The sequence below is a fragment of the Pseudomonas sp. ANT_J12 genome, from assembly GCF_008370045.1.
Classification (GTDB): Bacteria; Pseudomonadota; Gammaproteobacteria; order Pseudomonadales; family Pseudomonadaceae; genus Aquipseudomonas.
Map to the genome: position 1 here is coordinate 1 of NZ_VOBN01000009.1, position 17,990 is coordinate 17,990.

Below are 17,990 nucleotides of genomic sequence, written 5' to 3' on the forward strand. Positions count from 1 at the left end.
CATTCAACAACGATGTCGACTGACACGACGCCTTCGCGGGCAAGCCTCGCTCCTGCAGGTCCGTGTGAAATAGTTGACCAAGCACTTGCTCGGTTGACTACGCTTGCTCCAGACCAAAAACAAAGGAGCAAGTCGCATGCCTGCTGCTTTTCGTTTGCCGCTGGACGTGTTCTACGAACGTGAAGCCCGCCATCCCCGCCAGCGCTTTCTGGTCCAGCCACTGGGCGGCGGCCAGGTCGAGACACTGAGCTGGGCCGATGTCGGCCATCAAGCCCGCTGCGCCGCTCATTGGTTGCGCGCCCGGGAACTGCCCCAAGGCAGCCACATCGCCTTGATCTCGAAAAACTGCGCCCACTGGATCATCGCCGATCTGGCGATCTGGATGGCCGGGCATGTGTCAGTGCCGCTTTACCCCAACCTCACTGCTGAATCCGTGGCCCAAGTGCTGGAACACTCCGAGGCGGCGCTGGCGTTTGTCGGCAAACTGGATGATTGGCCCGGCATGTCTCGCGGCGTCAGCCCGGACCTGCCGACCATCAGCCTGCCGCTGCATCCGCCGGGCGCCTTCAATTTCAGCTGGGACGACCTGCAGAAAAGCTCGCCGATCCAGGACGACCCGAAACCCGCCGCCGAGCAATTGGCGACCATCATCTATACCTCCGGCACCACCGGCCTGCCCAAAGGCGTGATGCACAGCTTCGGCAACCTCGGCTTCGCCACCACCCGTGGCACGCAGTTGTTCGGCCTCAGCGAGTCGGACCGGTTGCTGTCCTATCTGCCGCTGTGCCATGTCGCCGAGCGGATGTTCGTCGAGCTGGCGTCGATCTACACCGGACAAACCGTGTTTTTTGCCGAGAGCCTCGACACCTTCCTCACCGATCTGCAGCGCGCGCGCCCGACCGCGATGTTCGGCGTGCCGCGCATCTGGACCAAATTCCAGATGGGCGTGTACAGCAAGATCCCGGCAAAACGCCTGGATTTCCTGCTCGGCCTGCCCTTTATCGGCAAGCGGGTCGGGCACAAAGTCCTCGCCGGGCTGGGGCTTGATGCGCTGCGCGTGGCCCTGTCCGGCGCCGCGCCAGTGCCGCAGACCTTGCTGCTGTGGTACCGCAAACTCGGGCTGGACGTGCTGGAGGTATACGGCATGACCGAAAGTTGCGGGTACTCGCACATCGGCCGGCCAGGAGACGACAAGCCGGGCTGGATCGGCAAGCCGTGTCCGGAGGTTGAAGTGCGGATCGCCGAGACCGGGGAGGTCTTGGTGCGCAGCGGCGCGACCATGCTCGGCTATTTCAAGGAGCCGGAAAAAACCGCCGATACGATCACCGAGGACGGCTTCCTGCGCACCGGTGACAAGGGCGAGCAGGACGCCGAAGGCCACTTGCGCCTGACCGGGCGCCTGAAGGAAATCTTCAAGACCAGCAAAGGCAAATACGTGGCCCCGGCACCGATCGAAAATCGCCTGGCGGTGCATTCGCGGATCGAGCAGGTGTGCGTGGTGGGCGATGGCTTGAGTGCGCCGATGGGATTGTGCGTGCTGTCGGCGGTGGGTTTGCAGGATGCCGCCAGTTCAGCGCGCAACGCTTTGCATTCGAGCCTGGAAAAACTCCTGGAAGAGGTCAACGGCGCCCTCGATAAACATGAACGCTTGCGCCGCCTGGTGGTGGTCAAGGACAGCTGGGCGGTGGAAAACGGCTTCCTGACCCCGACCCTGAAGATCAAGCGCAACGTGATCGAAGCCGCGTACGGGGCGCGCTTCGAAGAATGGAGCGAGCGCAATGAAGCGGTGCTGTGGCAGGATTGAGCGACGAACACCCTCAATAAAGGAAGTCAGCGATGAGTCTGTGGCGTACCGCTCCCAACATTGAACAATTGAACGCGATCCAGAAAAACACCATCGGCGAAGTGCTGGATATTCGCTTCGAAGCCTTCGACGACGAGTCCCTGAGCGCCAGCATGGTCATCGACCATCGCACTCATCAGCCTTACGGGTTGCTGCACGGCGGCGCCTCGGTGGTGCTGGCCGAAACCGTAGGCTCGATGGCCAGTTACCTGTGCATCGATGCCAGCAAGTTCTATTGCGTGGGCCTGGAAATCAACGCCAACCACTTGCGCGGCTTGCGCAGCGGGCGGGTGACGGCGGTGGCCAAGGCGATCCATATCGGCCGCACCACCCATGTGTGGGATATCCGTTTGACCAGTGATGAGGGCAAGGCCAGTTGTGTGTCGCGGTTGACCATGGCGGTGGTGCCGTTGGGGGAGAATCCTCCTTCCCGTTAAACGACGTTCTATCGGCCGAGCAATACCTGTGGCGAGGGAGCAAGCTCCCTCGCCACAGGGGGGTAATGCCGGATTGCCCATAGCCATGGCCAGACTGTCATCATTCCTGTCAGTTACGGTCATTGCTGTAGTCCACTGTCTTACGGACAATCAACCCCACGTTTCTCGCCCATGGATTGACCGGTATGTCGCAGCAGATCTTTTTCGCCCACGCCAATGGCTTTCCTTCGGGGACCTACGGCAAGTTGTTCGCGGCGTTGGCACCTGAATATCAGGTGACGCATCTGGAGCAGCACGCCCATGACCCGCGTTTCCCGGCCGATGACAACTGGCGCAACCTGGTGGACGAGTTGATCCATCACCTGAAGCGACAGCCGGAACCGGTCTGGGGCGTCGGCCATTCCTTCGGCGGTGTGCTGCACTTGCACGCGGCGCTGCGTTGCCCCGAGTTGTATCGCGGGGTGGTGATGCTCGATTCGCCGGTGCTGACCCGCGCCGATCAATGGGTGATCCTCGCCGCCAAGCGTTTCGGTTTCATTGATCGCCTGACGCCCGCCGGGCGCACCCTGGGCCGGCGTGAAGAGTTCGCCGACCTGGACAGCGCCCGCCGCTATTTCGCCGGCAAAACCCTGTTTCGCGGTTTCGACCCGGAATGCTTCGACGCCTACCTGCAACACGGTTTGCACAAAGTCGGCGACAAGCTGCGCCTGCGCTTCGACCCCGCCACGGAAATCAGCATCTACCGCGGCGTACCCCACACCAGCCCCGGCCGCGCCCGGCAGTTGAAAGTGCCGCTGGCGGTGGTGCGCGGCAATAACAGCCGCGTGGTCATGCGCCATCACGCCAGCTCCGTCGGGCGTATGCCGTTCGGCGAGTCCTTGACCATGCCTGGCGGCCACATGTTTCCCCTCGAACGTCCCCAGGACACCGCCACGTTGCTGAAGAACCTGTTCAGCCGCTGGGAAGGTCGCCGCCAGCAGGATTGCGCATGAGCAGCGTCGTCGAAGAAGTGCGTCTGAGCCTGCCGCACATCGAGTTGGCGGCGCACTTGTCGGGGCCCGAGGATGGCTTGCCGGTGATCGCCTTGCACGGCTGGCTGGACAACGCCAACAGCTTTGCCCGGTTGGCACCCAGGCTCAAAGGCTTGCGGATTATTGCCCTGGACATGGCCGGCCACGGTCACTCCGGGCATCGGCCGATAGGCGCTGGCTACGCGATGTGGGATTACGCCCACGATGTACTGCAAGTCGCCGAACAGCTTGGACTCAAGAAATTTGCGCTGCTGGGCCACTCCATGGGCGCGATCGCTTCGTTGATCGTCGCCGGGTCGATGCCGGAGCGTGTCACCCATCTGGCCCTGATCGATGGCGTCATTCCTCCTACAGACAAAGGCGAAAACGCTGCCGAACGCATGGGCATGGCCCTGCAAGCGCAACTGGATCTGCGGGAGAAGCGCAAACCGGTCTACACCACCCTTGATCGCGCTGTCGAAGCCCGGATGAAAGGCCTGGTGGCGGTCAGTCGCGAAGCCGCCGAACTGCTGGCGCAACGGGGCCTGATGCCGGTGCCGGGCGGCTACACCTGGCGTACCGACAGCCGCCTGACGCTACCGTCGCCGCTGCGCCTGACCCAGGAACAGGCGATGGCCTTCGTGCAGCGCATCACTTGTCCTACGCGGCTGGTGGTGGCGGCCGACGGCATGCTCGCCAAACATCCGGAGTTGCTGGAGCGACTACCCTTTAGCCGAGAACAGCTGCCAGGTGGCCATCATTTGCACCTGAATGACGAGCCTGGCGCCGATCTTGTCGCAGACTGTTTCAATCGGTTCTTCGCCGTTCCTTGACTTGCGACGGGCAACTGCCGAGGCTGGGCGGGTTGAAAAGGGAGACAACCATGATCGATCTCTACACCGCAGCGACCCCGAATGGCCTCGCGGTCGCCCAGGCCATGCTTATCCAATGAGCCTGCCTAAGCGTTCACTCAGCCTGTTGGCATTGTGTTGTTTCAGTCCGATGTTATTTGCAGCCGATGTTCCGGGCAGCCAGGACCTGCCGATCGTGCCGCGCCTGGCCGATGCGCAGATCGTCGACTATCGCCCGCCGATGGAGCTTGAGCGGATCTATCCGCTGGGCTCGATTCGCAAGATCAGCGGTCAGTTGCGCTTCGATGGTCAGGTCAGCGCCCGAGGGCAAACCACTTCGGTAACTTACGAATTGCCGCCGGAGCATGCCTCCACCGAAGCCTTTACCGTCGCCCGCGAAGCCTTGCAGAAGCAGGGCGCGGAACTGCTGTTCTGGTGCCAGGCCCGGGATTGCGGCGAAAGCAGCCTGTGGGCCAATGAAGTCTTTGGCAACTCCAAGCTCTATGGCGCGGACGAGCAACAGGCGTATCTGCTGTTGCGGCTGGCGGCCCCCAAGGACAATTCGCTGGTGGCGCTCTACAGCATCACCCGGGGCAATCGCAAAGCGTACCTGCACGTCGAACAGTTTGAATCGGCGGCGCCGCTGGGGGATTTGTTGCCCACCTCTGCAACGTTGCTGCGCCAGCTCAAAAGCACCGGCGAGCTCGACTTCCCGAAACTGAATGCCGATCCCGATGACACCTGGCTGCGCTTGATTTCCCGTGGCCTGAACCTCGACACCACGTTGCGGGTCAGTGTTTCCGGGGCCAAGGCCGAAGCCTGGCGCCAGGCGCTGATCGCCCAGGGCGTGCGGGCGGCGCGCATGGAAACCGGCAGTGTCGATGGCTCTGGCCTGCACGTCGAACTGTTGCGATAAGCTGCATCAGGCGAACGTGATCCTCACGTTCGCCTACTCTTTGGCTGTCTGACTTTTTTCGAGATTTCGATGATCAATAACGATCGGCTATTGGTGCAGATTCTGCTCCTGGTGCTGTTTGGCGCGAGCTTCTGGGTGATGGCGCCGTTCTGGTCGGCGCTGTTCTGGGGCGCAGTGCTGGCGTTTGCCAGTTGGCCGCTGATGCGCTTGCTGACCCGTTGGCTCAACGGGCGTGAATCCCTGGCGGCGGCCTTGCTGACCCTGGGCTGGATGTTGCTGGTGGCGGTGCCATTGGTGTGGCTGGGTTTCAACCTGGCGGATCACGTGCGCGATGCCACGGTGTTCATCAAGGATGTGCAGGTCGATGGCCTGCCGGAAGCACCGGTCTGGCTGGGCAGCATTCCCTTGGTCGGTGAGCGGCTGGTGGGAATCTGGAACAGCATTGACGAGCAGGGCGCAGCGATGATGCTGGCGATCAAGCCTTATCTCGGGCAGGTCGGCAACTGGTTGCTGGCGCGCAGTGCGCAGATCGGCGGCGGCATTCTCGAACTGACGTTGAGCATTGTCTTTGTGTTCTTTTTCTACCGGGACGGGCCGCGATTGGCGGCGTTTGTCCATAGCTTGCTGTCACGCCTGATCGGTGACCGCGCCGGGTATTACATCGAACTTGTCGCCGGCACTGTGCAACGGGTGGTCAATGGCGTGATCGGCACAGCGGCAGCCCAGGCAGTCCTGGCGTTGATCGGCTTCCTGATTGCCGGGGTGCCCGGGGCGCTGGTGCTGGGGATCGTGACGTTCATGTTGAGCCTGATTCCGATGGGCCCACCACTGATCTGGATCCCGGCCACGGCGTGGCTGGCGTGGAAGGGTGAATACGGGATGGCGGTGTTCCTCGGCATCTGGGGCACGTTCATCATCAGCGGCGTGGACAACGTACTGAAACCGTACCTGATCAGCCGCGGCGGGAACCTGCCGTTGGTGATCGTGCTGCTGGGGGTGTTTGGCGGGTTGATTGCGTTCGGGTTTATCGGGTTGTTCATCGGGCCGACATTGTTGGCGGTGGCGTACAGCCTGTTGACTGACTGGAGCAAAAGCCAGGCGCGCGTCGAAGACCGACGCTGATTTTGTGTCTGTGATGGCCTCTTCGCGGGCAAGTCGGATCGCCGCACCGCTCGCTCCTACAGGTCCGCGTCGTTCGAACATCGCGACCTGACGCAAACCCTGGAGCTGCCGAAGGCTGCGATCTTTTGATCTTCAAAGCCCACTGAACCTGTGAAGTTCAGTGGGTTTTTTTGTGGCTGTGATGGCCTCTTCGCGGGCAAGCCTTGCTCCTACAGGTCCGCGTCGTTCGAACATCGCGACCTGACGCAAACCCTGTGGGAGAGAGCGGTGCTGCGATCCGACTTGCCCGCGAAGCTTTTGGGTCAGGTCGAGAGGTTCAGGTACTGACCGGTGCTCGCCACGTTATCGAGCGAATATTGCTTGGTCAGGTTGGCGATCATTTTGTTGATGGCTTCGCTGACGTTCGAATGGACGGTGGCGCTGTCGCTGTTTTGCTCGCGACTCGCCTGCAGGGCCGCTTTGAGTTCGTCGCTGCTGACGGTGCCGTCCTCGTTTTTGTCCAGGGCCGTGAAGATTTCCTTGCTGTCGGCCGTGCTGCCGGCGGCGCTCAGGCCGTTGCTCAGTTCATCGCTGCTGAGGTTGCCGTCGCCGTCGGCGTCCAGAGCGCCCAGCAACGCGTCGGCCAGGTCGGTATTCGGTGCCTGGCCCTGAGGCGGTGCGGGTGGGGCCATCGCGGCCATTTCCTCGCTGCTCAGGCTGCCGTTGTCATCGCTGTCGAGGTCGGTGAAGTGCTTGCTCAGGTCCGCCAACAGGCTATTGTCGGGTTTATCCGCCTGGGCGGTTTTCAGCTCGTCCTGGCTCACAGAGCCATCGCCATTGCTGTCGAGCTTGGTGAACAGCTCTTTCTGGAATTGCGCACGGCGGGCGGCGTTGGCCGTCGTGCTGCTGGTGCTCGTGCTGGTATAGCTCGTGTAGTTGCTGCTGACGCTACCGATCATTGGGCTCACTCCTTTGGACGGAAAACCGGTGAGTGCACCGGCTTATGCAGCCTCAAGGGGCAAGTTGTCGTGGGTATGTGGCGTTTGTACCGATTGGTACACAGGGGGGGCAGCGACCGACCGATCTTTTCAAACGCGCGGCAGGTTAATGACCGCCGTGAGACCACCACCAGGCGTCTCTTCCAGGCTCAACCGCCCACCCAGGCGCTCCGCAGCCTCCCGGGCAATGGTCATGCCCAGGCCAACCCCGCCGGAGTTACGGTTGCGCGAACCCTCCAGCCGGAAGAACGGTTCGAACACCGCTTCACGCTTGTCCGCCGCAATCCCCGGCCCGTGATCGATCACCCGGATCACCAGATGTCCGCGGCTGTCTTCCAGGGTAATCAGGGCTTCCCCGGCATAACGCAGGGCATTGTCGATCAGGTTGTTGATGCACGAGCGCAAGGCCATCGGCTGCACTTGCAGCGGCGCGCAATGCCCGCTGGCCTGGACGTTGGCGCCCTGGTCCTGGGCGTTTTCACTCAGGGATTCCACCAGCGCCTGCACGTCCATCCATTGCGGGGCTTCACTGGTGCGATGTTCGTGCAGGTAGGTGAGCGTGGCGTCGAGCATGTGAATCATGTCGTCCAGATCCTGACGCATCTGGCCTTGCAGCTTGTGGTCGTCGATCTGCTCCAGGCGCAGCTTGAGCCGCGACAACGGCGTGCGCAGGTCGTGGGACACCGCGCCGAGCATCCGCGAGCGTTGCTGCACTTGTTCGATAATCCGGCGCTGCATCTTATTGAACGTATGGGCCGCTTGCCGCGCTTCCCGTGGCCCGGACTCGTCCAGCGGCGGGCTGTCGAGGTTTTCGCTCAAGCGCTCGGCAGCATCGCTCAGGCGCTGGATCGGCCGGCTCAGCAGTTTGGCGCCGTACCAGGCGGCGATGATCAGCGAGACAAACTGAAAGGTCAGCGGCACCAACGGCCCGCCGAACCATGGTCGCGGCGGGCGATTGGCGAAGCGCGGGTCCATCGGCGGACGCCGCCCGTCAAAGTCCTCGGAGAACCCGGGCGGCGGTGGCGGGGGAGGCGGACCGTAATGGTGAAACCAGAAAAACGCCAACAGGTGCGCCAGGATGATCGCGATCAGCAGCACGCCAAACAGGCGGCCGAACAGCGTATCGAAGCGCGCCCGCATCAGCCGATGTCCCGGGCGTCGAACAGGTAACCCTCACCGCGCACGGTTTTGATCAACTGCGGGTTTTTCGGATCGTCCCCGAGTTTCTGGCGCAGGCGCGATACCAGCAGGTCGATGCTGCGATCAAAGGCTTCGATCGAGCGACCCCGGGCGGCATCCAGCAACTGTTCACGGCTGAGCACCCGGCGCGGACGTTCGATAAACACCCAAAGCAGGCGGAATTCCGCATTGGACAGCGGCACCACCAGCCCATCGGCGGCGATCAACTGGCGCAACACACTGTTCAGGCGCCAGTTGTCGAAGCGAATGTTCGCCCGCTGTTCGGTGCGATCGTCGCGCACCCGCCGCAGAATTGTCTGAATCCGCGCCACCAGTTCCCGTGGCTCGAACGGCTTGGCCATGTAGTCGTCGGCGCCCAATTCCAGGCCGATGATCCGGTCGGTGGGTTCGCAGCGCGCGGTGAGCATCAGGATTGGGATGTCCGACTCGGCGCGCAGCCAGCGGCACAGGGACAAACCGTCTTCGCCGGGCAGCATCAGGTCGAGCACCACCACGTCGAAATGTTCCGCCTGCAGCGCCAGGCGCATCGCGGCGCCATCGGTGACGCCGCTGGCGTGGATATTGAACCGGGCCAGGTAGTCGATCATCAGTTCGCGGATCGGGACGTCATCGTCGACGATCAGGGCGCGAATGCTCCAGCGTTTGTCATCGCCGGGCGCTTTTTGATCGTCGTTCACAGGGGCTTGAGTGCTGTGCATGCGTGGGTTCATCTGCCAGGTAGGCTGCCAACCACAAAGATGGGCTGCGAGGTTGTGGCTTCAGCATAGGCGTCCGGCCCGAAGGCGGGAAGTGCTGTAAGGGCGTGTTGCGGCTGCCGAGGGTAGCGTCGACCTTTGTTGGGGGCGTGTCTTGTGTGTATCGGGCTCGACACAATTGCCGGGCTGGCTAGGCTTGCTGGAGGTTGCGGGACGATTTACCGATCATCGGGTCCCGCAGCGGCGCTGGTTCCGCTACAATGCGCGCCGATTTCGTCCTGCCTGAGAGCCCGCACATGTCCGTCTGCCAGACTCCTATCATCGTCGCCCTGGATTTCCCCACCCGTGACGCCGCACTGAAGCTGGCCGACCAGTTGGACCCGAAACTGTGCCGGGTCAAAGTCGGCAAGGAACTGTTCACCAGTTGCGCCGCGGAAATCGTCGGCACCCTGCGTGACAAGGGTTTCGAAGTGTTCCTGGACCTCAAGTTCCACGACATTCCGAACACCACCGCCATGGCCGTCAAGGCTGCGGCGGAAATGGGCGTGTGGATGGTCAACGTGCACTGTTCCGGCGGCCTGCGCATGATGGCGGCGTGCCGTGAAGTGCTCGACCAGCGCACCGGCCCCAAGCCGTTGTTGATTGGCGTGACCGTGCTGACCAGCATGGAACGTGAAGATCTGGCGGGCATTGGTCTGGACATCGAGCCCCAGGAGCAAGTGCTGCGCCTGGCCGCATTGGCGGAAAAAGCCGGGATGGACGGCCTGGTGTGTTCGGCCCTTGAAGCCCAGGCCTTGAAAACGGCGCACCCGTCGCTGCAACTGGTAACCCCGGGCATTCGTCCGGCGGGCAGCGCCCAGGACGATCAACGCCGCATCCTGACCCCGCGTCAGGCGCTGGACGCCGGTTCCGACTATCTGGTGATCGGCCGTCCGATCAGCCAGGCGGCGGATCCGGCCAAGGCGTTGGCGGCTGTGGTAGCCGAAATCGCCTAATACGAACGCAGGCGCCTACAGGGAAATGCGATCCCCCTGTAGGCGCTGCCGAAGGCTGCGATCTGTTGATCTACCGCGTTAAACCTTCAACACCAACTTCCCGAAATTCTCGCCGCTGAACAATTTCATCAGCGTCTCCGGGAACGTCTCCAGTCCTTCGACGATATCTTCGCGACTCTGCAACTGCCCCTTGGCCATCCAGCCGGCCATTTCCTGCCCGGCAGCGGCGAATTGCGCGGCGTAGTCCATCACCACAAAGCCTTCCATCCGCGCGCGATTGACCAGCAGCGACAGGTAGTTGGCCGGGCCTTTGACCGCTTCCTTGTTGTTGTACTGGCTGATCGCGCCGCAGATCACCACCCGCGCCTTCAGGGCCAGGCGACTCAACACCGCGTCGAGGATATCGCCGCCGACGTTATCGAAATACACGTCCACACCTTTCGGGCATTCGCGCTTGAGCCCGGCCAGCACGTCTTCGTTTTTGTAGTCGATGACGCCATCGAAACCCAGTTCATCGATCAGGAATTTGCACTTGTCCACGCCGCCGGCGATGCCGATCACGCGGCAGCCTTTGATCTTGGCAATCTGCCCGGCAATGCTGCCCACCGCGCCAGCCGCGCCCGACAACACCACGGTGTCACCGGCCTTCGGTGCGCCCACGTCGAGCAGGGCGAAGTAAGCGGTCATCCCGGTCATGCCCAGTGCGGACAAGTAGCGCGGCAGTGGCGCCAGTTTTGGATCGACCTTGTAGAAACCTCGTGGCTCGCCGACGAAATAATCCTGCACCCCCAGGGCACCGTTGACGTAGTCCCCGACCGCGAAGCCCGGATTGTTCGATGCCACGACTTTGCCTACGCCCAAGGCGCGCATGACTTCACCGAGGCCGACCGGCGGGATGTAGGACTTGCCTTCGTTCATCCAGCCACGCATGGCCGGATCCAGGGACAGAAATTCGTTCTTGACCAGGATCTGACCCGCCGCCGGTTCGCCGACCGGTACTTCTTGATAGGTGAACGTTTCGCGGGTCGCCGGACCCACCGGGCGTTTGGCGAGCAGAAATTGGCGATTGGTCTGGGTAGTCATGACAGGCACTCAAGCTGAATGGAAGCTTTGTTGATAGACCCTCAGGGCAGATGCCGCAAGGTTGGCTGATGCGGCGAATGCACGCCGATCCAGTGCAGTGATAGTGAGTCGGGCGCCTCTATCACTGTGACGCATGGGCACTTAACCGGCCTTCTGATAGTGCTGCCGTGCGCATGGTGCCGTGGCTAGACTGCAAACACGCGATCCCCCGCATCCTTCTCTTCGAGGACATAACAATGAGCATGACGTTTTCCGGCCAGGTGGCTGTTGTGACCGGTGCAGCCAATGGCATTGGCCGCGCCACCGCCCAGGCCTTTGCGGCCGAAGGCTTGAAGGTGGTGGTCGCCGATCTGGACACGGCGGGGGGCGAGGGCACCGTGGCGCTGATTCGTACAGCGGGGGGCGAAGCGACTTTCGTGCGTTGCAACGTCACCGTCGAGAGCGAGGTAAAACATCTGATGGACGAGGTGATCAATACCTACGGCCGTCTCGACTATGCCTTCAACAACGCCGGCATCGAAATCGAAAAAGGCAAACTGCCCGACGGCACGATGGATGAGTTCGACGCGATCATGGGCGTCAACGTCAAAGGCGTCTGGCTGTGCATGAAGTATCAATTGCCGTTGCTGCTGGCCCAGGGCGGCGGTGCGATCGTCAACACGGCATCGGTGGCCGGTCTTGGCGCGGCACCGAAGATGAGCATCTACGCCGCCTCCAAGCACGCGGTGATCGGCCTGACCAAATCCGCCGCCATCGAATACGCGAAGAAAAAGATCCGCGTAAATGCGGTGTGCCCGGCAGTGATCGACACCGACATGTTCCGTCGTGCCTATGAGGCCGACCCGAAGAAGGCTGAGTTCGCCAATGCGATGCACCCGGTCGGTCGCATCGGCAAGGTCGAGGAAATCGCCAGCGCGGTGTTGTACCTGTGCAGTGACGGTGCCGCGTTCACTACCGGGCATTCCCTGGCGGTGGATGGCGGGGTCACCGCCTTTTGAAATCCGGAACGTCCTTGTAGGAAAAGACCCGCACGTTTGCGGGTTTTTTTAGGGTTCCGTGACCGCGCCGGGGAATGTGTTTCAAATGGTTAGAACCGCCGGTTTTGTCGGCGTTGTCGCACAGCCTGGCGTGCGCTCCTGTGATTAACTGCGCGCAGCAAAATGGACAGGAGTTTGCTTGCTCATGGAATTGAGAATTGACCGACAGGCAATGGTGCCGGTCGTACAGCAAATCGTCGACGCAATGGTGAGCTGGATCCGTCAAGGCGAAGTGCCGCCCGAGACGCGCTTGCCTTCCGTGCGGCACATCGCGAGGCTCAATCTACTCAGTCAGTCCAGTGTCGTTGAAGCCTGTGAACGCCTGGTGGCCCAGGGGGTTCTGGCATCACGTCCCGGTTCAGGGTTCTTTGTCGCCGCGTCGGCACCGGTGGTGTCCGATGCGCGTGATCTACCCCGGTTCGAAGGCGCGGAGTCGATGCACATGGGGCTCGCCGAGAACCCGTCGGGTGAATTGATGCTGGGGTGTGGCGGTTTGCCCGAAAGCTGGCGCGAGACGGACGACCTCAGCTACGCGATCCGCCAGGTGGCCCGCACCGACATGGCCGGCCTGTTCAACTACAGCACGCCGCTGGGCTTGCTCGCCTTGCGCCAGCAGATCCTCAAACGCCTCAAAGCACTCAATATCGAGGCGCACGAAAGTCGCATCCTGACCACGACCGGCGCCAGTCAGGGGCTGGACCTGATCGTGCGCACGCTGCTAAAGCCAGGCGATTGCGTGGTGGTGGAAAGCCCCGGGTTTTCTCAGCTGTTCGATCTGCTCAGGTTGCACGGGCTGCGCATGCTTGAGGTGCCACGTACCGCGCAAGGTCCCGACACGCAGGTGCTGGAGCATTTGTTGATCCAGCACCGCCCGCGTGCGCTGTTTATCAACAGCTACCACCACAACCCCACGGGAAGCTGCGTGACACCGGAGGTGGCGCAGCAGGTCCTGCACCTGAGCAAGGTTTATGATGTGCTGGTGATCGAAGACGACGTGTATGCCGATATGCACAAGGGGCCCGGCACGCGCCTCGCCGCGCTGGATGACGAGGGCCGGGTGATTTACGTCGGCAGTTTCTCGAAAACCCTCAGCAGCTCATTGCGTGTGGGGTTTGTGGTGGCCAGCGCCGGGCTCATTGCACGGCTGGCCGAGGTCAAGATGATCAGCAGCATGGGCGGATCACGGTTCTGCGAGTCGGTGCTGGCCAGTCTGTTGGCCACCGGCGCCTATCGCAAGCTGGTACAGCGCCAGCGTCAGCGCCTGAGCGTGGACAGGACGGCAGCATTGCAGCTGCTTGAAGACGCCGAATGGGAGGTGTTCGGCAAGCCTTGCGGTGGCTTGTTCATCTGGGCGCGATCGCCAATGTGCGACTACGCTCAGCTGCGGGCACAGGCACGACGTTTTGGCGTGCTGCTGTCTTCCCCGACGGCCTTCAGCCCGACCGGTGCGGCCCATGACTGGCAGCGGATCAATGTGGCATATGCCTGCGATCCACGAGCCCGGCGGTTTTTCCAGGCCACCGCTTCGGATCGACCTAAAGCGTTCTGAAAACGACGTGGGCGTAGCTTTTTGCCATTATTCCGACGCCAGAGACTTGTGCTGGCACAGGCCCGTTGCGAATCTCCATCTACAGACTATGGCAGGGGACTACGAGCAATGATTTCGGCCGTGCAAGGACGTTTTGCCAACCTCGGTATGGCAAAGAAACTGGGCATCGGGTTTGTCCTGGTGCTGTTGTTGACTGCCTTGGTGGCAGCCATTGGCGTATGGTCCCTGCAAACCATCAGTCATCGCTTCGACGGGCTCAAGCAAATGTCGTCGCTCAACAGCGGCTTGCTCAAAGTGCGTTTGCTGGAGCAGGAATACGCCTTGCATGGCAACCCGAAAACCGCCGATGCCCTGCGCCAGGGGGTTGATGGGCTGATTGCCCTGTCAACTCAGTTGAAGGCGCAATCGGCGGCCAACGTGCCGGTCATGAACGATGTCGAGCAGTCGCTTGGCGCCTACCGCAAGGCCTTTGACGAATTTGTCTCGCTGACCCAGGCCAAGGACCTGGCCCTGGAAATGGCCAGTTGGTCGGTGTCCAGCGTGGCCAATAACCTCGACGTGCTGCAAGCCGGCCTCGCCGACGACGGCGCCTATGGCTTGAAAGAGTCCGAGGGCAAGGACGGCGCACAATTCATCGAACAGGCCAATCAGGTCAGCCAGGTCTCGCGGTTGATGTTGCAGGCCATGAACGAGGCCCGCGTGCGCCTCGACCAGAGTCGCAAGGGTGACGACGACAGCGCCGGCAAGGGCAAGATCGAGCAGGCCGATCAGGCACTGACCCAGGCCGAACAGCTGAAAACCACGGTCAAGGATGAGGGCTACCAGACCGTCCTCAATGAAGTGACCGGCCATATCGCCAGTTTCAGCGAGAAGCTCGCCGAATACACCGGGCTGCTGGCCCAGGAAAAAACCGTCTACGAACAACTGCACCAGCGGGCCGGCCAAGTGGTGGAGCGTGTGGACCAGGCCTATGGGGCCGAAGACGGGGCGATGCAGGCCGAACTGAAAAAGAATTCGCTGTTGATCATTGGCTCTTCGGCGCTGGCGTTGTTGGTCGGGTTGATCGCGGCGTGGGTGATTACTCGGTTGATTGTGGCGCCGTTGCGCAGTGTGATCCGTGTGGCCCAGCAGATTGCGGCGGGTGATTTGAGTGCGACGGTGGAAGTGACCCGTCGTGATGAAATCGGCCAGTTGATGCTGGCGATGCAGCAGATGGGTGCAGGTCTGAGCAGTATTGTCAGTGGTTTGCAGGCGGGCATCGAGCAGTTGGCCAGTTCCGCGCAGTCGCTGTCGGCGGTGACTGAGCAGACCAACCTGGAAGTCAGCAGCCAGAAGGAAGAAACCGAGCAAGTCGCCACGGCGATGAATCAGATGACCGCCACGGTGCATGACGTGGCGCGCAATGCCGAAGAGGCCGCTACGGCGGCGCAGACGGCGGACGACAAGGTCGAGAGCGGGCAACAGGTGGTGCGCCAGAGCATGGCGCGGATCGAGCAGTTGGCGGATTCGGCGACTTCGGCCAGTTCCAGCATCGAGAGCTTGAGTGCGGAGATCCAGAACATTGGCACGGTGCTTAGCGTGATCAAAAGCGTGGCTGAGCAGACTAATTTGTTGGCGCTCAACGCAGCTATCGAAGCGGCGCGGGCGGGTGAGCAGGGCAGGGGGTTTGCGGTGGTGGCTGATGAGGTGCGGGCGTTGGCCAAGCGGACTCAGCAATCGACTGAGGAGATTGAGCGGCTGGTCAGTGCCTTGCGCTCGGCGGCGCAGTCGTCGGTGCAGCAGATTCAGAACAGTGGTGAGTTGGTGAAGTTGGCGGTGAGTGATGCGTTGCAGACTGAGAGTGCGCTGGGGAGTATTGCGGCGGCGGTGTCGTTGATTCAGCAGATGAATCAGCAGATTGCGGCGGCGGCTGAGGAGCAGAGTTCGGTGGCTGAGGAGATTAATCGCAGTGTGACGAGTATTCGGGCCAGTGCGGATCAGTCTTCGTTGGCGATGCAGGGGAATGCGGCTTCCAGTATTGAGTTGGCGCAGTTGGGGATCGAGCTCAAGGGGATGGTTGGGCACTTTCGGCTTTGACTTGGCGACCTTTGGGTCGACCAGGTTCTTGGTGGTTGTTGTGTACATATCCATTTCTGCGGTAACGGCCACTTATGGTTTCGCCCTTACGGCGAGTCCCTTTTGGCAAACGCCCGGAATGCCGGCCCAGCCAAAAGGAACCAAAAGGTCTCGCCCCAGCGTCCGGCCCCTCGCTGAGGCTCGGCGTTCCCTCGCTCCGGTCCTGCTCCGTGGGCCCGCCGCCATCGGCCATCCATGGCCGGGGGCGGCTAGCCCGGCATCCATGCCGGGCTGCCCACTACGCAGAACCTCCACTCGGCCTCCCGAAGGGGCGGGTAGAGCAAGATCAAAAGCAGGCGAGCTAACGCTCGGCCTAATGAGTGGTGAAAAGCGGGCGGTGTACGCCGCTCTGCTTCTGCTTTTTGTAGGAGCAAGGCTTGCCCGCGAATGCGGTCTGACAGCCGACCCATTACCATCGGATGCACCAAGCCCTGTAGGAGCAAGGCTTGCCCGCGAAGGCGGCCTGACAGCCACCCCATTACCATCGGATGTACCAAGCCCTGTAGGAGCGAGGCTTGCCCGCGAAGACGGCCTGACAGCCGACCCATTACCATCGGATGTACCAAGCCCTGTAGGAGTAAGGCTTGCCCGCGAAGGCGGCCTGACAGCCGACCCATTACCGTCGGATGTACCAAGCCCTGTAGGAGCGAGGCTTGCCCGCGAAGGCGGCCTGACAGCCACCCCATTACCATCGGATGTACCAAGCCTTGTAGGAGCAAGGCTTGCCCGCGAAGGCGGCCTGACAGCCGACCCATTACCATCGGATGCACCAAGCCCTGTAGGAGCGAGGCTTGCCCGCGAAGGCGGCCTGACAGCCGACCCATTACCGTCGGATGTACCAATCCCTGTAGGAGCAAGGCTTGCCCGCGAAGGCGGCCTGACAGCCGACCCATTACCATCGGATGTACCAAGCCCTGTAGGAGCAAGGCTTGCCCGCGAAGGCGGCCTGACAGCCACCCCATTACCATCGGATGTACCAAGCCTTGTAGGAGCGAGGCTTGCCCGCGAAGGCGGCCTGACAGCCGACCCATTACCATCGGATGCACCAAGCCCTGTAGACGCCGCCGAAGGCTGCGATCTTTTGATCTTCCCCCCACCAAATCCAAAGCAAAAAAAAGCCACCTCTCGGTGGCTTTCTTCCCTGACTGGTTCAATCAGTCGTAAATCGCTTTCTTTTTCCAGTCGGCATCAGCCTCGACGTCTTTCAACCCTTCGGTCAATTGGTTGACTTCGCCTTCAGCCGGGGCGGTCTGGTCCATGACTTGGGCGTTGGCGCGGGCCAGGAGTTTTTCCAGGTATTCGAGTTGTTCGGCGTAGAGCTGCGGTTCCTGTTGCTTGCGCAGGTATTGCACGCCGCGTTCGAATGCCAGGCGAGCCTGGCCAGGCTGGTTTTGTTGCAGGGAGTGCTGGCCGAGGTTGTTGAAGAACTCGATGTGCAGCAGGACCAGGATGTGGCGGACTTCGCGGATCCAGCGCTTGGCTTCGTTGGTCGGCAGGAAGCCGTCCTGTGCGGCGCGGGTGATCTGGCCGTGCAAGGCTTCGAGCAAGAAGCGCACATCCTTGGCCTTGGCTTCGGTCTGGATCGGTGCCAGCGGGTTGTTGACCGGGATCGATTCGCCCTGGGCGACCAGGGTGTTCAGTTCGGCGATGCGGGCCTTGACCGTGGCATTGGTTTTTTCAAGGTGCAGCAGGCGCTGGCAGACGTTCAGCTCCAGGCGAGTCAACAACAGCTTGAGCGCGGGTGTCATCAACTGGCCGGGGAAGGTCTCGGTGATTTCGCCGCAGCGACGCAGGCGGTCGTTGAGTTCGACCTTGGTACGGGCCTTTTCCAGCTTATTGTTTTCCACCACATGGTTCATGTAGCCAATGGCGATCAATAGTGCGATCCCGGCTACGACTAGCAGGGTGATCATGAGTGGTGTCACCGGTAAGACCTCTTTATAGGGTTCGCGTGCGAGTGTAGTGGCTTGGCGTGGGAGCGCATAGGGCCGCTCGACGAGTTGAATCGGCCACGACTCTACTTATATCGGCAGTCATCCTGCTTATATAAGTAATAGCGTGCGCAGTGCACATTGCCATCATTCGTTGAGTGGGTGGACTATAGCGCCTTGGCGGGTGCCAGAATATAGGCGTCAAACGGCGGGCGACGGAAAACCCCGA

Annotated in this window: 15 protein-coding genes and 1 pseudogene; 11 read left to right on the forward strand and 5 right to left on the reverse strand. The window is 61.7% G+C overall.

What is annotated here, in order from left to right; all coding sequences use genetic code 11:
* The first annotated feature begins 136 nt into the window (after positions 1 to 136).
* From FQ192_RS19085 to FQ192_RS19110, 6 genes are all read left to right on the forward strand, one after another.
* Complete coding sequence (locus FQ192_RS19085; RefSeq protein WP_149659954.1) at positions 137 to 1,804, forward strand: AMP-binding protein; 1,668 nt, start codon at positions 137 to 139, stop codon at positions 1,802 to 1,804.
* A 32-nt stretch (positions 1,805 to 1,836) separates the two neighbouring features.
* A complete protein-coding gene (locus FQ192_RS19090; protein WP_149659955.1) occupies positions 1,837 to 2,280 on the forward strand; it encodes a hotdog fold thioesterase in 444 nt (147 codons plus the stop codon).
* A 185-nt stretch (positions 2,281 to 2,465) separates the two neighbouring features.
* Positions 2,466 to 3,272: an alpha/beta fold hydrolase gene (locus FQ192_RS19095; RefSeq protein WP_149659956.1), complete on the forward strand. Its 807-nt coding sequence runs from the start codon at positions 2,466 to 2,468 to the stop codon at positions 3,270 to 3,272.
* Positions 3,269 to 4,123, forward strand: a complete 855-nt coding sequence (locus tag FQ192_RS19100; protein ID WP_149659957.1) for an alpha/beta hydrolase — start codon at positions 3,269 to 3,271, stop codon at positions 4,121 to 4,123. The genes FQ192_RS19095 and FQ192_RS19100 overlap by 4 nt, the downstream gene beginning before the upstream one ends.
* Before the next feature lie 115 nt (positions 4,124 to 4,238).
* Positions 4,239 to 5,057 carry a DUF4892 domain-containing protein gene (locus FQ192_RS19105; protein ID WP_149659958.1) on the forward strand — a complete coding sequence of 273 codons (819 nt, stop codon included), beginning with the start codon at positions 4,239 to 4,241 and terminating at the stop codon, positions 5,055 to 5,057.
* 69 nt (positions 5,058 to 5,126) lie between these two features.
* Complete coding sequence (locus FQ192_RS19110; RefSeq protein WP_149659959.1) at positions 5,127 to 6,179, forward strand: AI-2E family transporter; 1,053 nt, start codon at positions 5,127 to 5,129, stop codon at positions 6,177 to 6,179.
* Between the two features lie 302 nt (positions 6,180 to 6,481).
* Here the strand turns inward: FQ192_RS19110 and xopAW are convergent, their stop codons facing one another.
* The 3 genes from xopAW to FQ192_RS19125 form a co-directional block, all read right to left on the reverse strand.
* Positions 6,482 to 7,117 carry a XopAW family type III secretion system calcium-binding effector gene (xopAW, locus tag FQ192_RS19115; protein WP_149659960.1) on the reverse strand — a complete coding sequence of 212 codons (636 nt, stop codon included), beginning with the start codon at positions 7,115 to 7,117 and terminating at the stop codon, positions 6,482 to 6,484.
* 129 nt (positions 7,118 to 7,246) lie between these two features.
* Entirely contained in the window at positions 7,247 to 8,296 is a 1,050-nt protein-coding gene (locus FQ192_RS19120) for a HAMP domain-containing sensor histidine kinase (RefSeq protein WP_149659961.1), read from the reverse strand.
* Complete coding sequence (locus tag FQ192_RS19125; protein ID WP_133840472.1) at positions 8,296 to 9,054, reverse strand: response regulator; 759 nt, start codon at positions 9,052 to 9,054, stop codon at positions 8,296 to 8,298. Before FQ192_RS19125 ends, FQ192_RS19120 begins: the two co-directional genes overlap by 1 nt.
* 293 nt (positions 9,055 to 9,347) lie before the next feature.
* On the opposite strand from FQ192_RS19125, the gene pyrF reads away from it, so the two are divergent.
* Entirely contained in the window at positions 9,348 to 10,046 is a 699-nt protein-coding gene (gene pyrF / locus FQ192_RS19130; RefSeq protein WP_166656078.1) for an orotidine-5'-phosphate decarboxylase, read from the forward strand.
* A 78-nt stretch (positions 10,047 to 10,124) separates the two neighbouring features.
* On the opposite strand, the gene FQ192_RS19135 is transcribed toward pyrF, so the two are convergent.
* Complete coding sequence (locus FQ192_RS19135) at positions 10,125 to 11,129, reverse strand: NADP-dependent oxidoreductase (protein ID WP_149659962.1); 1,005 nt, start codon at positions 11,127 to 11,129, stop codon at positions 10,125 to 10,127.
* Between the two features lie 236 nt (positions 11,130 to 11,365).
* On the opposite strand from FQ192_RS19135, the gene FQ192_RS19140 reads away from it, so the two are divergent.
* The 4 genes and pseudogenes from FQ192_RS19140 to FQ192_RS35065 all read left to right on the forward strand — a co-directional run bounded on the left by FQ192_RS19140 (position 11,366) and on the right by FQ192_RS35065 (position 15,791).
* Positions 11,366 to 12,127, forward strand: coding sequence for an SDR family oxidoreductase (locus FQ192_RS19140; RefSeq protein ID WP_123407028.1), 762 nt, complete (start codon positions 11,366 to 11,368; stop codon positions 12,125 to 12,127).
* Between the two features lie 184 nt (positions 12,128 to 12,311).
* Complete coding sequence (locus FQ192_RS19145) at positions 12,312 to 13,715, forward strand: PLP-dependent aminotransferase family protein (RefSeq protein ID WP_149659963.1); 1,404 nt, start codon at positions 12,312 to 12,314, stop codon at positions 13,713 to 13,715.
* 990 nt (positions 13,716 to 14,705) lie between these two features.
* A pseudogene (locus tag FQ192_RS35060) lies at positions 14,706 to 14,882 on the forward strand (HAMP domain-containing protein); the annotation flags it as partial.
* A gap of 204 nt (positions 14,883 to 15,086) precedes the next feature.
* Positions 15,087 to 15,791 (forward strand): methyl-accepting chemotaxis protein, encoded by a 705-nt coding sequence (locus FQ192_RS35065; RefSeq protein ID WP_372242353.1) that lies wholly within the window; start codon positions 15,087 to 15,089, stop codon positions 15,789 to 15,791.
* 1,193 nt (positions 15,792 to 16,984) lie between these two features.
* On the opposite strand, the gene FQ192_RS19155 is transcribed toward FQ192_RS35065, so the two are convergent.
* Entirely contained in the window at positions 16,985 to 17,743 is a 759-nt protein-coding gene (locus FQ192_RS19155) for a hypothetical protein (RefSeq protein WP_178129167.1), read from the reverse strand.
* Positions 17,744 to 17,990 lie beyond the last annotated feature (247 nt).